Below are 13,571 nucleotides of genomic sequence, written 5' to 3' on the forward strand. Positions count from 1 at the left end.
CGAGACCGGTCGAAAACAGCGACGAGACCGGTTCGGGGCTGTTCCCGGCCCCGTCGCGGGTCCGCGCGAGAGGGAGTCGATGAGCCGCGGGGCCGCGCGCGAGGGGCGCCGCTCAGGCCGGTGCCGCCGGCGTCGTCGACGCCCGGATGACGAGGCTCGGGGCGATCGTGGCGACGCGGGGGGCCGGCCCCGCGCCGGTGACCATCCCCACCGCCGCCCTCGCCAGTGCCGCAGGGTCCTGGTCGACGCTCGTCAGGGAGAACTCCGGGCGCGAGGCCAAGCGCGTGTTGTCATAGCTGGCCAGCGGGAGGCGCGCGCCCCGCTGGTACAGGGCCGCGGCGACGTCGATGGCCAGCAGGTCGTTGTAGGCCACGATCGCCGCGGGCCCCGCGGCGCCGGTGAGAGCCGCGTCCAGGGCTGGCGGCGCGCCGCCCGCGCAGGAGGCCGAGGAGAAGGACATCCCGCGCGCGTGGGCGGCCGCGCGGCAGGCGAGACCGCGAGCGTCGACGAGCCGCTCATGCAGGATCCGCGCGGGGGTGAGGTAGGCGATATGCCTGGTGCCGAGACCCGCGAGGTGCTCCATGACCTGGTCGGCCGCGCTCGTCTCGTCCATATGGGCCGTCGCCACGACGTGCCCGGGCAGGGCGCGGTCCAGCAGGCACACCGGCAGGCGGCCCCCCAGCCGCTCCAGGGCCTCGGCCCCCATGCGCGTGCCGGGGAGGATGAGGCCGGCGGGGCGCATCCGCAGGGCGTCGGCGATCGTGCTCCCCTCCAGGTGCGCCTCGAGATCGGAGACGAGCACCACCAGGCTGTGGCCCACCCGCGCCGCCTCCCGGCGGATATGGCGCACCAGGATGTCGAAGAAGGGGTTGTCCAGGTAGGGCAGCACGATGACGAGGCGGCTGGAGCGGCGCGCGGCCAGCTGCGCCGCCGCGCCGTTGGGCTGGTAGTCGAGGTCCCGGGCCGCCTGGAGGATCCGCTCACGGGTGCGCTTGGACATCCGCCCGCCGCCCTTGAGGGCCAGCGAGACGAGCCCCCGGGACACGCCGGCCGCCCGCGCCACGTCGGACTGGGTCGCGTGCTCCCGCGGCGCGCCGTCGGCAATCGCCATATCGTCCCCCCCCCAGCGGTCCGCGCCGCCCCGCCCCGGGGCCACGCCTCGACGGATGATCGATCGGCCCGGAACGGGTCCCGGGCCTCCTCACGGGGCCAGGATACGATCGGGCGACCCCGCCAGGGGCGAGCCGGCCAGCGACCCTCGAGGAGGACAGAGCCCTATGACCACAGGCCGTGACGGACGGGTCACGATCTCCACGGTGGCAGCGCGCTGCGGGCGCTCGATCTCCACCGTCTCCGCCGCGCTCAACGGCGCGGCCGGCGTCGCCCCCGCGACCCGCGAGGAGATCCTGGCCGTGGCCGCTGAGCTCGGCTACAACGCCGACCCCCGGGCGCGCCTCCTGCGGCAGCGGCGCACGGGCCTCATCGGCGCCAGCTTCGACATCAACCAGGCCTTCCAGGGCGGCATCATCGACGGCCTCTACCGCAGCTGCTCCCAGCACGGGCGCTCCCTCGTGCTGGCGGCCTCGACCCCGCACCGCGACGAGGCCGAGGGGCTGCGCTCCCTGCTCACCGAGCGCTGTGAGGGGCTCATCCTCGTCGATCCCTGGGTGGGGCACGACATCGTCGCCGACGCCGCCGCGCGCGTGCCGGTGGTCATGGTGTGCCGGGAGTCGGGACTGCCGAACGCCGACCTCGTGCGCTCTCGCGACGATGTGGGCATCACCGCGCTCGTCGACCATCTCGTGCTCACCGGGCGCCGTCGGATCACCCATGTCGACGGCGGAGGGGCGAGCTCCGCCCCCATGCGCCGCGCCACGTTCCTCGCGGCCACGGCCGAGCACGGCCTGGGCGACGGGGCACGCGTGCTCGAAGGCGGCTCCGACGAGGAGTCAGGCACGAGGGCCGTGCGCGTCATCCTCGACGCCCGCGCCCTGCCCGACGCGATCCTGTGCTTCAACGACCACCAGGCGATCGGGGCCCTCATGGAGCTGCGCCGGTGCGGGGTCCGCGTGCCGGAGGATGTCGCGGTCACCGGCTATGACGGCATTCCCGCCACCGGGCTGACGGCCTTCTCCGTGACCACCATCGAGCAGGACGCGCTGCTCCTGGCCGAGGTCGCCGTGCGGGCCCTGGTCGCGCGCATGGAGGTGCGCGACCAGGGCGGGGGAGCGGGGGGTCGCGGCGCGGGAGCCCCGGCGGTGGCGCCCCCGGCGATGCCCGACGGCGTCGTCGTCCAGGAGCGCCCCGAGGGAGGGCTCCTGTACTCGGTGATGCCCAGGCTCGTCATGCGGGGGACCAGCCAGGCGGCCCCGGCCGCTCATCCCGCCCGGGCCCCGCGCTGAGCCCGGCCCCGGCGGGCGCGCCCCGGTGATGACGTGCGACGGGCGCCGTCGCCCGCGAGGACGCGGGAGGCGACGGCGCCCGCTGGGATGCCCCGCCTGAGCGGGAGCGCGGCGGCTCAGTCGAGGAGCACGGGCTGGCCGCTCTTGGCGGAGGCCGTGGCGGCCTCCGCCAGTCGCAGGGCCTTGATCGCGTCGTCGATGCTCGTGGGCGGCGTCGTACCGGCCTCGACGGCCTCGATGAAGGCGGAGAAGCTCCAGGCGGTAGGCGTCGGCGTAGCGCTCCAGGAAGAAGTCGAGGTACGGCTCCTGGGCGTCGGTCACCGTCGCGTTGGACAGGCGGACCGTGGTGGCGCGGATGTTCTCGGCGAACAGGGCGCCGTCGCGGCCCGAGGCCTCCAGGCGCTGGTCATAGCCGGAGGCGCAGTGGCGGTTGTTGATGATCGTGGCCACCGCGCCGGAGGCGGACTTGAGGGTGACGACGGCGGCGTCGAAGTCGCCGGCGGCCTTGATGTCCTCGTCGAAGTTCTGGCCCACGGCGTGGACCTCGACGATGTCGCCCAGGAAGAAGCGGGCCATGTCGAAGTCGTGGATCGTCATGTCGCGGAAGATGCCGCCAGAGACCTTGATGTACTCCACCGGCGGGGCGGCGGGGTCGCGGCTGATGATGGTCAGCTGCTCCAGGGCGCCGATGCGGCCGTCGGCCACGGCCGCGTGGACCGCGGCGAAGGAGGGGTCGAAGCGGCGGTTGAAGCCGAACATGACGGGGGTCGTCACGGCATCGAGCTCGGCGCGGGCGGCCTCGACGTCCTTCATGTCCAGGGCGATCGGCTTCTCGCACAGGACCGCCTTGCCGGCCTTGGCGGCCGCGAGGAGGTGGGGGATGTGCAGGGGGGTGGGCGAGCCGACGACGACGGCGTCGACGTCCGGGTCGGCGAAGACCTCCTCGGCCTCCTTGCACGAGCGGGCCCCGTGGAGACCGGCGAGGTCCTCGGCGGCCGTGCCCATGGGGTCGCAGACGAGGGCGAGCTCGGCCTGCGGGTGGGCGGCGATGGTCTTGGCGTGGACGTGGCCGATGCGGCCGGCGCCGATGACGGCGATTCTGAGCATCGTTGCTCCTCAGGTTGTTCGCGGGGGTGTGGACGGGGCGCGGGCGGGACCGGCCGGGGGAGGGGCGCTCGCCGCCTCCCCCGGCCGGCTCCGGCTCACGGCTTGGGCATGATGACGTCGCGGACCAGGGCGTCCAGGTCGGCGTCGGCCTGGAGGAAGCCGCGCAGCGTGTTGACCGTGGCGCCGAAGGCGTCGAACTCGACGGGCGTCATGCCGTCGGGCTCGTAGGCCCGCACGAACTCGGGGATGCCGAGCAGGGTCGTCATGATCGCGTCGTCGACGGGGACGTCCAGGCGGTTGGTGGGCTTGTAGCCCGACTTGTTGATGATCTCCTGCCACTTGAAGGGCGGGGAGATGACGACGTCGCCGCCGACGAGCTCGGACCAGTGCATGACGTTACGGAAGGCGGCGGCGAGCATACGGGCGCGCAGGCCGCGGGCCTGGAACTCGGCGTGGGCCCGCTTGAAGGCGGCGATGCCGGCCCACTCCAGGTGGCCGGGGTCGAGGAAGAGCCCCTCCTTCTTCGCGACCGTCTTGATCCAGTCGTCGAGGCGGCCGACCATGAGGGTGACGACCGGGCCCATGGTGGAGGTGTCGAGGCCCTCGGCCTCGCGCCGCTTGAGGCCGCGCTCGATGGCCTCGCCGGTGGCCACGGCCTGGGGGACCGAGAAGGAGACGGTGACATTGACCGACACGCCGCGGTAGGTGGCGTCCTCGATCGCCTCGATGCCCACCGAGGTGGCGGGGATCTTGACGATGATGTTCTTGGCCAGCTTGGAGAACTCCTCGGCCTGGTCGGCCAGGGCCTTGGCGGAGCGGGCCAGGCGGGGGTCGGTCTGCATGGAGAGGCGGCCGTTGCGGCCCTTGTGCTCCTCGAAGGCGGGCTCGAGGAGCTTGGCGGCCTCGAGGCTCAGCTCGCGCACGACCTGCCAGCCGATCTGGGACTCGGAGGCGTCGGGCATCTCCTCGGCGAGCTCGGCGATCCGGGGCAGCCACACGTCCTTGCGCTGGTTGATGCACGTGAAGGCGATGGTCGGGTTGCAGGTGGCGCCCACGCCTCCGAAGGAGATGGACTGGCGGAGCTCGTCTGGATCCGCTGAGTCGTTCCACAGCGCCGTGGGGAAGCTCTGAGCGGCCTCGAGAAGTGGGCCGGGTGTGTGTTCGATGGTCATCTGCTGCTCTCCTGGTCGGGTTCCCGCAGTGTTCAACCGCAGTCGCCTGGCGGCGTTGCCTGGCTGCGGGTCCCATTCAAGCCGACGCCGTCGCCCCTGTCAACCGATTGTCCAGACAAATCCTTCACCGTGACCGGTCTCGCTCCTGATTTCGACCGGTCTCGCTCAGGGGGGTGGGGTCAGGTGGAGAAGAGGGTGGTGGTGAAGGAGTAGCGCGAGGCGCGGTAGACGTGGGTGCCGTACTCGATGACCCTGCCCGAGGCGTCGTAGGTGGTGCGCGTGGCGGAGAGGAGGGCGGCGCCGCGATTCTCTCCGAGCGCCCTTGCCTCGGAGGCTGTGGCGGGGCGGGCGCCGATGGTCTGGCGCGCCGTCGTCGGGATGACCTGCTCGGCGCGCAGGAGGTCGTACAGGCCCCCGGTGGCCAGGGCCTGGCGGGAGGGGCAGATGTCCGCCGGGATGAGGTTGGTCAGCATCGCGATCGGCTCGCCGTCGGCCGTGCGCAGGCGGGACAGCCTCACGATCGGCGTCCCCTCGGCCACCTCCAGGCTGGCGGCCTCGGCCGCGTCCGCGGGGTGCTCGTCGTGCTCCAGGACCTCGGTGGACACCTTGTGGCCGGCGGACTCCAGGTCCGAGTGGAGGCTCGTGAGCTCCATGGGGCGGTGGACCCGCGTGGGGGAGACCAGGGTGCCCACGCCCCGCCTGCGGGTGAGCAGTCCGCGGTCCACGAGCCGTTGGAGCGCCTGGCGGGCCGTGGGCCGGGAGACCGCGAGCCTCTTGGCCATGGACAGCTCGTCCTCCAGCCGCGTGCCCACGGGGAGGTCCCCGCTCAGGATCGCCTCCGCGATCGGCTCGGATATCTGGAAGTAGAGCGGTACCGGGCTCTTGCGGTCCAGCTGGATCTCCACGACCCTCGGCGCCTTGCCCCCAGTGGGGGGAGTCTGGCGCGGCGTGGGGCTCGGATCAGGCATGATCGGCGTTCTCTGGTCTTCGGCTCGTGGGCCCGGCGGGTCTCGCCCGGGCGCGATGGGTGGTGGCGCGCCCCTGTCCTGATGGTCGGGGCGCCCAGTGATATTACCTGACTATGTGCGCGTTTGTCATGTTCAGCATTTGTTCGGACAAATGTTGACAGCGATGAGGGGCGAGGGCAGGCTTGGGCCGGGGGCGCTGAGCAGGCTCCCGCCCCGCCCCGACGACGTGGAAGGGAAGCCATGACCATTTCGACCACCCCGCCCCTGGATGTCCTGACCATCGGTCGCTGCGGAGTCGACATCTACCCCCTCCAGATCGGCGTCGGCCTGGAGGATGTCGAGTCCTTCGGCAAGTTCCTTGGCGGCAGCCCGACGAATGTCGCCGTCGCCGCCGCCCGTTACCGCCATCGCTCGGCCGTCATCACCGGCGTGGGGGACGACCCCTTCGGCCGCTTCGTCTGCCAGGAGATGCGCGCCCTGGGCGTCTACGACGACTACGTCGTGCCCAAGCCCGGCATGAACACGCCGGTCACCTTCTGCGAGATCTTCCCGCCGGACGACTTCCCCCTCTACTTCTACCGCGAGCCCTCCGCCCCGGACCTCGAGCTCGATGGCGCCGACATCCCCCTCGACGCGGTGCGCGACGCCCGCATCTTCTGGGTCTCCGTCACCGGGCTGAGCAAGTCGCCGTCCCGCGAGGCGCACCACGCCGCGCTCGAGGCCCGGGGCCGGCGGGCGCACACGATCGCCGACCTCGACTTCCGCGAGATGTTCTGGCCCGACCGCGCCACCGCCCACGAGGAGGTCGCCAGGATCCTGCCCAAGGTCACCGTCGCCATCGGCAACCGCGAGGAGTGCGAGGTCGCCGTGGGTCAGACCGAGCCGGACCGCGCCGCCGACGCCCTCCTGGAGGCGGGCGTCGAGCTCGCCATCGTCAAGCAGGGGCCGCTGGGCACCCTGGCCAAGACCCGCGACGAGCGCATCGAGATGCCCGTGACCCCCGCTGAGACCAAGAACGGCCTGGGCGCCGGGGACGCCTTCGGCGGGGCCATCTGCCACGGCCTGCTGTCCGGCTGGTCCCTGGAGAAGACGATCTTCGCCGCCTCCACCGCGGGCGCCATCGTCTGCGAGCGCATCGAGTGCTCGACGGCGATGCCCACTGAGCCCGAGCTGCTCAACGTCATGCGGCGCTACCGCGACCGGTGCGCCCCGAGCCTGAAGGATCTGTGACATGTCAGGACTGACCGAACGACTCGTCGAGATCCGGGCCAATGACCCCGGGCGCATCGCCCGGGCCCTGGCCGATCGTCCCCGCGGCGCCCTGCCCGCTGATGGCGGCAAGCTCATGATCATCGCCTGCGACCACCCCGCCCGCGGCGCGCTCTCGGCCGGGCCTGATCCCATGGCCATGGCCTCGCGCGAGGATGTCCTCGCGCGCTGCGTCGAGGCCCTGGGCCGCCCCGGTGTGAACGGCTTCCTGGGCACCGCCGACCTCATCGAGGACCTCGCCCTGCTGGGCGCCCTGGACGGCAAGCTCGTCTACGGCTCGATGAACCGGGGAGGTCTGGCCGGGGCCTCTTTCGAGATGGACGACCGCTTCACCGGCTACGATGCCCGCGGCGTCGTCGGGGCCGGTCTCGACGGCGGCAAGATGCTCCTTCGCATCAACTACTCCGACCCGGCCACGGCCAGCACCCTGGCGGCCTGCGCGCGCGCCGTCGACGAGCTCGCTGAGAACCGGGTCATGGCGATGGTCGAGCCCTTCATCTCCCGTTGGGAGGGAGGACGTATCATCAACGACCTGAGCCCCGACGCGGTCATCTCATCGATGGCCATCGCCTCCGGACTGGGGCGCACCTCGGCCCGCACCTGGCTCAAGCTTCCCCGCCGTGGCGGAGATGGAGCGGGTGATGGAGGCGTCGACACTGCCGGCCCTCATCCTTGGGGGCGCGGTCAGCGAGCGCGCTGGCGAGGCGCGCGAGGCCTGGGCGCGGGCGCTGGCCCTGCCAACGGTCAAGGGCCTCGTCATCGGCCGCTCACTTCTCTATCCGCCCGACGACGACGTCGCCGCCGCCGTCGACTCCACCGTAGGACTGCTCTCATGACCACTGGACACACCGCGATCCCCGTCCCCAGCGTCTCCGATATCCACATCCCTGCCGGCTCCTCCGGCCACGACGGCCTCGCCGTCGACATCACCCCCGAGCGTGCGGGGTGGACCTACTCCGGGCTGCGCGTGGCCGTGCTCGAGCCGGGCGCCTCGCAGGCCCTGTCCACCGGGGAATCCGAGCTGCTCGTGCTCCCGCTCGAGGGCGGCTGCGCCGTCGAGGTCGATGGCCAGGGCTACGAGCTCGACGGGCGTGCCAGTGTCTTCACCGGCATCACCGACTTCCTCTACATCCCCCGCCGCAAGGACTTCACCCTCTCCTCGCCCGGAGGCGGGCGCTTCGCCCTCCCCTCGGCGATCGCCACGCGCGACCTGCCCGTGGCCTACTACGGGCGCGAGCAGGTGCGGGTGGACCTGCGCGGCGCCGGCGACTGCTCGCGCCAGGTCAACAACTACTGCCTGGCCAATGGGGTCGAGACCAGCCATCTGCTGTGCTGTGAGGTCCTCACCCCCGGGGGCAACTGGTCCTCCTACCCCGCCCACAAGCACGACGAGCGCTCCGAGGCTGAGCGCGAGCTTCGAGGAGATCTACTACTTCGAGATCGCCGACAGCCCGGAGGGGAACCCCGGCTTCGGCCTCCACGCGACCTACGCCGCGCGCCAGGACCGCCCGATCGACCTGTGCGTCCCCGTGCGCAAGGGGGACGTGGCTCTCGTGCCCTACGGCTACCACGGCCCCTGCGTCGCGGCCCCCGGCTACGACATGTACTACCTCAACGTCATGGCCGGACCGGATGAGGACCTCGTCTGGCTCGCCCCCGATGACCCGTCCCATCACTGGATCCGCGCCACCTGGGAGGCCCAGGAGGTCGACCCCAGGCTGCCCATGGCGCGCTGAGGCCCGGGCGGGCCGGCCCGGTGCCGCCCGCGGCCCCTCCATTCCAAATGACCGTTTGATATGACATGCTTTGCGCATCGTCCGATGCCGCACGAGAGAGAGACCGCGAACGTGAGCAATGAGGCCTACTCGGGAACCATCCGCCTGACCGTGGCGCAGGCAACTATCCGCTTCCTGTCCAACCAGTACTCCGAGCGCGACGGCGTCGAGCAGCGCCTCATCGCCGGCGCCTTCGGCATCTTCGGCCACGGCAATGTCGCCGGCATCGGCCAGGCGCTCCTGCAGAACGAGATCGAGCCCGTCGACGGCGAGGCGCCGATGCCCTACATCATGCCCCGCAACGAGCAGGGCCAGGTCCACGCGGCCGCCGCCTTCGCCAAGGTCAAGAACCGGATGCAGACCTACATGTGCACCGCCTCCATCGGCCCGGGCAGCCTCAACATGGTCACCGGGGCCGCCCTGGCCACCACCAACCGCCTCCCCGTCCTGCTCTTCCCCTCCGACCAGTTCGCCACCCGCGTGCCGGACCCGGTGCTCCAACAGCTCGAGGACCCGACGACGCTCGACGTCACCGTGAACGACGCCTTCCGTCCCGTCTCGCGCTTCTTTGACCGCATCAACCGGCCCGAGCAGCTCATCCCCTCGCTCCTCGGTGCCATGCGCGTGCTCACCGACCCCGCCGAGACCGGCGCCGTCGTCATCGCCATGCCCCAGGACGTCCAGGCCGAGGCCCATGACTGGCCGGTGGAGCTCTTCCGCAAGAGGGTGTGGCACGTGCGCCGTCCCGTGCCCGAGCCGGCCGCCCTGGAGCGCGCCGTGGACATGATCAAGGCCGCCAAGAGGCCGATGATCATCGCCGGCGGCGGCACGATCTACTCGGAGGCCAGCGAGGAGCTGCGGGCGCTGGCCACCGCCACGGGCATTCCCGTGGCCGACACCCAGGCGGGCAAGGGGGCCATCAACTTCGACCACCCCTGCGCCATCGGGGGAGTGGGGTCCACCGGCGGCGACTCGGGCAACCACATCGCCGACAAGGCCGATCTCGTCATCGGCGTGGGCACCCGCTACTCCGACTTCACCACGGCCTCCAAGACGCAGTTCAAGAACCCCGACGTCCGCTTCGTCAACATCAATGTCTGCGCCTTCGACGCCGCCAAGGAGAGCGCCGAGATGGTCGTGGCCGACGCCCGCGAGGCCCTGGCCGCCCTGACGGCGGCGCTGGACGGCTACCGCGTGGACGAGGCCTACTCGGCCGAGATCACCGCCGAGCGCGAGGGGTGGCTGGCCCGCACCGCCGAGTGCTACCACCTGGGCCACGGCCCGCTGCCCGCCCAAACGGAGGTCTTCGGGGCGCTCAACGAGCTCATGGGCGACGAGGACATCATGATCAACGCCGCCGGTTCCATGCCCGGTGACCTCCAGGCCCTGTGGCAGGCCCGCACCCCCGTCCAGTACCACGTGGAGTACGCCTTCAGCTGCATGGGCTACGAGGTCCCCGCGGCCCTGGGCTGCAAGCTCGCCCGCCCCGAGTCCGAGGTCGTCTCGATCGTCGGCGACGGCACCTACCAGATGCTCCCCATGGAGCTGGCCACGGTGGTCCAGGAGGGCGTCAAGGTCATCTACGTCCTGCTGCAGAACTACGGTTTCGCCTCCATCGGGGCGCTATCGGAGTCCCGCGGCTCCCAGCGCTTCGGCACCAAGTACCGCAGGCGCGGGGCGGGCGGCCACCTGGCCGACGAGGAGCGGATCCCCGGCGTCGACATCGCCGCCAACGCCCGCTCGTGGGGCCTCGAGGTCCACGAGGCCCACTCCATCGCCGAGTTCCGGGAGGCCTACGCCAAGGCCGTCGCCAGTGACAAGCCCTCGATGATCCACATCGAGACCGACCTCTACGGGCCCAACCCGCCCGGGTCGAGCTGGTGGGACGTGCCCGTCTCGGGCGTCTCGCGCCTGGAGTCCACGCAGAGGGCCTACGAGGACTACTGCCGCGACCGCAAGCCGCAGCGCCACTACCTGTGACCGCCCCAGGCGCCGCGCGGGCGCGTCGGGCCGAACCCGGATCTGCGTGATCCGCTGGCCAATGCGCCAGGCACCGCGCGGGCGCGTCGGGCCATCGTGGCGCCTGGGGCGCGGGAGGGTCTCACGGGCGCCGTCCGGACTCTGGGCCGAAGGTCACAATGTGCTGACAAAGGTCCCAGGATGTCGTAGTGTGAGGACGTCACACCCGGCGCCCGCGCGAAGCGGCCGGTCTCGACGGCGGCCAGCGACGATCGCCGGCCCCACCCCTCGAATCGAAGGAGTCAATGACGATGAAGACGATCCAGCACTGGATCAATGGGGCGTATTACGAGGGCAGCCCGATCGGCCGCTTCCCCGTCGAGAACCCCGGCACCGGTGAGGTGGAGAAGGAGCTGCTCCACGCCTCTGAGGCCGACCTCGACCACGCCGTCGAGGTGGCCAGGGAGGCCCAGAAGAGCTGGGCCGGCTACTCCCTGGCCAAGCGCACCGCCATCATGTTCAAGATGCGCGAGCTGGTGCTGGCCCACACCGACGAGATGGCCCGGCTCATCGTTGAGGAGCACGGCAAGAACTACTCCGACGCCATCGGCGAGATCCAGCGGGGCCGTGAGACCCTCGACTTCTCCACGGCCATCAACCTGGCCCTCAAGGGCGAGTACTCATTCGACATCTCCACCGGCGTCGACATCCACACCGTCCGCCAGCCCGTCGGCGTCGTCGCCGGCATCTGCCCCTTCAACTTCCCCACCATGGTGCCCATGTGGATGCACCCCGTGGCCATCGCCACCGGCAACGCGTTCATCCTCAAGCCCGCCTCCGCCACGCCGTCGGCGGCGCTGCTGACGGCCGAGCTCTACAAGGAGGCGGGCCTTCCCGACGGCGTCTTCAACGTCGTGTCCGGCGACCGCGCCCTGGTCACCAAGATCCTGGAGCACCCGGGCATCGACGCGATCTCCTTCGTCGGCTCCACGCCGGTGGCCCACATCATCCAGAACACCGGCGTCGCCAACGGCAAGCGCGTCCAGGCCCTGGGCGGGGCGAACAACCACGCCATCGTCATGCCCGACTCCGACCTGGACTTCGCCGCCCAGCACATCTCCGCCGCCGCCTTCGGCGCCGCGGGCGAGCGCTGCATGGCCCTGCCGGTCGTCGTGGCCGTGGGCGGTTGCGGCCCCGACCTCGCTCAGCGCGTCAAGGCCCACGCCGAGAGGATCAAGGTCGGCTACGGCATGGACGAGGGCGTCGAGATGGGCCCCGTCATCGATGCCAAGTCCAAGGAGTTCATCGTCGGCCTCATCAACGAGGGCGAGTCGAAGGGCGGGCAGGTGGTCCTCGACGGTCGCGGGCTGGTGATCCCCGGCCACGAGAACGGCCACTTCCTCGGCCCCACCATCGTGGACAACGTGCCGCTCGACTCCGACCTCTACCGCGAGGAGGTCTTCGGCCCGGTGCTCTCCATCGTGCACGCCGACACCTATGACGACGCCATCAAGATCGTCAACTCCTCGCCCTTCGGCAATGGCTCGGCCATCTTCACCAACGACGGCGGCGTCGCCCGTCGCTTCCAGCTCGACGTCGAGGCGGGCATGGTCGGCGTCAACGTGCCGATCCCCACGCCGGTCGCCTACTACTCCTTCGGGGGCTGGAAGGAGTCGCTGCTGGGCGACACCCACATCCACGGCCCCGAGGGCGTCAGGTTCTACACCCGCGCCAAGGCCGTCACGGCTCGCTGGCCCAGCGAGAAGACCTACGCCGCCACCATGTCCTTCCAGCGCGAGGAGTGATGGCGCGCTGAGGGCGGATCCGGAGCGCGCCGCCCCGCGGCGTCATCGGGCAGGTTTGTCCGCACAAAACCTTCCCCTGTGACGGTGGGGACTGTATGCTGAGCGCGGTTCCGAAACGATTCGGAACATCTGTTGCGAAGGAGCACCACGATGTCGACGACAACGACGACGAACTCGAAGGCTGTCAACACCAACGACCCGAAGTACTCGAAGCTCACGATCGGCGTCTGCCCGGACCAGTGGGGCGTCTGGTTCCCCGAGGACCCCAAGCAGATGGACCCCCGCCAGGCCTGGGAGGAGATGGCCGAGGCCGGCTTCGAGGTCATCGAGACCGGCCCCTACGGCTACTTCCCGACCGACCCCAAGGAGCTGCGGAAGTGGTGTGACGAGTTCGGCATGCGCGTCGTCGCCGGCACCGGCTGGGGGATCCTGCACAAGCAGGAGGCCTGGGAGACCACGCTGAAGACCTTCCGCGCCATCGCCGAGACCCACGCCGCCGTCGGGGCGGAGTACATCGTCCACCTCCCCCCGCTCTACCGCGATGACAAGACCTGGGAGTGGACCGATGACCGCGTCCTGTCCGGCGACGCCTGGAGGCTCTACGTCGAGCACGCCAACGCCCTGGGCCAGATGCTGCTGGACGAGTACGGCCTCAAGATGGTGCTCCATCCCCACGGCGACTCCCACATCGAGACCCCTGAGGAGATCGCCCGGATCTTCGACGCCACCGACCCGGCCTACGTCAACCTCTGCCTCGACTCCGGCCACGTGGTCTACGGCGGCGGCGACCCCGTCGAGCTGTGCCGGAAGTACCCCGAGCGCATCACCTACGTCCACATCAAGGCCTTCGATGAGGCCATCACCCGCGAGGCCCACGAGAAGGACTGGCCCTTCGGCGAGGCCGTCACCAAGGGCGCCTCGGTCTGCCCGCCCGCCGGCCTGCCCGAGATGCACGAGTTCGTCGACGCCCTGGCGGCCCTCGACAAGCCCATCTACGCCATCTGCGAGCAGGACTGCTACCCCTGCGACCCGTCCTTCCCCAAGGCCAACGCCATCAACATGCGAACGTACCTGGCCGAGTGCGGCCTGGGGCTGGCCTGACCCCGGGGCGGCG

General features: G+C 71.0%; 8 protein-coding genes and 3 pseudogenes. 7 read left to right on the forward strand and 4 right to left on the reverse strand.

The window, feature by feature from the left end; all coding sequences use genetic code 11:
- Nucleotides 1-112: 112 nt before the first annotated feature.
- Complete coding sequence (locus ABXS69_RS03590; RefSeq protein WP_366181202.1) at nt 113-1,111, reverse strand: LacI family DNA-binding transcriptional regulator; 999 nt, start codon at nt 1,109-1,111, stop codon at nt 113-115.
- Between the two features lie 166 nt (nt 1,112-1,277).
- On the opposite strand from ABXS69_RS03590, the gene ABXS69_RS03595 reads away from it, so the two are divergent.
- The gene (locus ABXS69_RS03595; RefSeq protein ID WP_366181203.1) at nt 1,278-2,402 is read left to right on the forward strand and encodes a LacI family DNA-binding transcriptional regulator; all 1,125 of its coding nucleotides are present in this window, start codon (nt 1,278-1,280) and stop codon (nt 2,400-2,402) included.
- 116 nt (nt 2,403-2,518) lie between these two features.
- Here the strand turns inward: ABXS69_RS03595 and iolG are convergent.
- The 3 genes and pseudogenes from iolG to ABXS69_RS03610 form a co-directional block, all read right to left on the reverse strand.
- Nucleotides 2,519-3,509: pseudogene (gene iolG / locus ABXS69_RS03600) on the reverse strand (inositol 2-dehydrogenase).
- A gap of 95 nt (nt 3,510-3,604) precedes the next feature.
- Nucleotides 3,605-4,681 (reverse strand): transaldolase family protein, encoded by a 1,077-nt coding sequence (locus tag ABXS69_RS03605; RefSeq protein WP_366181204.1) that lies wholly within the window; start codon nt 4,679-4,681, stop codon nt 3,605-3,607.
- Nucleotides 4,682-4,860: 179 nt separating this feature from the next.
- Entirely contained in the window at nt 4,861-5,649 is a 789-nt protein-coding gene (locus ABXS69_RS03610) for a GntR family transcriptional regulator (protein ID WP_366181205.1), read from the reverse strand.
- A 240-nt stretch (nt 5,650-5,889) separates the two neighbouring features.
- Here ABXS69_RS03610 and iolC point away from each other — a divergent pair, with 240 nt between their 5' ends.
- From iolC to ABXS69_RS03640, 6 genes and pseudogenes are all read left to right on the forward strand, one after another.
- Nucleotides 5,890-6,879 (forward strand): 5-dehydro-2-deoxygluconokinase, encoded by a 990-nt coding sequence (iolC, locus tag ABXS69_RS03615; protein WP_366181206.1) that lies wholly within the window; start codon nt 5,890-5,892, stop codon nt 6,877-6,879.
- A 1-nt stretch (nt 6,880) separates the two neighbouring features.
- A pseudogene (locus ABXS69_RS03620) lies at nt 6,881-7,754 on the forward strand (deoxyribose-phosphate aldolase).
- Nucleotides 7,751-8,654: pseudogene (gene iolB, locus ABXS69_RS03625) on the forward strand (5-deoxy-glucuronate isomerase). Before ABXS69_RS03620 ends, iolB begins: the two co-directional pseudogenes overlap by 4 nt.
- A 111-nt stretch (nt 8,655-8,765) precedes the next feature.
- The gene (gene iolD / locus ABXS69_RS03630) at nt 8,766-10,673 is read left to right on the forward strand and encodes a 3D-(3,5/4)-trihydroxycyclohexane-1,2-dione acylhydrolase (decyclizing) (protein WP_366181517.1); all 1,908 of its coding nucleotides are present in this window, start codon (nt 8,766-8,768) and stop codon (nt 10,671-10,673) included.
- A 290-nt stretch (nt 10,674-10,963) separates the two neighbouring features.
- Complete coding sequence (locus ABXS69_RS03635) at nt 10,964-12,457, forward strand: CoA-acylating methylmalonate-semialdehyde dehydrogenase (protein WP_366181518.1); 1,494 nt, start codon at nt 10,964-10,966, stop codon at nt 12,455-12,457.
- A 150-nt stretch (nt 12,458-12,607) separates the two neighbouring features.
- Nucleotides 12,608-13,558, forward strand: a complete 951-nt coding sequence (locus ABXS69_RS03640; protein WP_366181207.1) for a sugar phosphate isomerase/epimerase — start codon at nt 12,608-12,610, stop codon at nt 13,556-13,558.
- Nucleotides 13,559-13,571: the final 13 nt, after the last annotated feature.

Source organism: Actinomyces timonensis, from assembly GCF_040702965.1.
Taxonomy (GTDB): Bacteria; Actinomycetota; Actinomycetes; order Actinomycetales; family Actinomycetaceae; genus Actinomyces; species Actinomyces timonensis_A.

Bases quoted from the DNA above. Each gene is read 5' to 3' on its own strand.
- iolC (WP_366181206.1), top strand. From the start codon at position 5,890: ATGACCATTTCGACCACCCCGCCCCTGGATGTCCTGACCATCGGTCGC.
- ABXS69_RS03590 (WP_366181202.1), bottom strand. From the start codon at position 1,111: ATGGCGATTGCCGACGGCGCGCCGCGGGAGCACGCGACCCAGTCCGAC.
- ABXS69_RS03595 (WP_366181203.1), top strand. From the start codon at position 1,278: ATGACCACAGGCCGTGACGGACGGGTCACGATCTCCACGGTGGCAGCG.
- ABXS69_RS03640 (WP_366181207.1), top strand. From the start codon at position 12,608: ATGTCGACGACAACGACGACGAACTCGAAGGCTGTCAACACCAACGAC.
- ABXS69_RS03610 (WP_366181205.1), bottom strand. From the start codon at position 5,649: ATGCCTGATCCGAGCCCCACGCCGCGCCAGACTCCCCCCACTGGGGGC.
- ABXS69_RS03605 (WP_366181204.1), bottom strand. From the start codon at position 4,681: ATGACCATCGAACACACACCCGGCCCACTTCTCGAGGCCGCTCAGAGC.
- ABXS69_RS03635 (WP_366181518.1), top strand. From the start codon at position 10,964: ATGAAGACGATCCAGCACTGGATCAATGGGGCGTATTACGAGGGCAGC.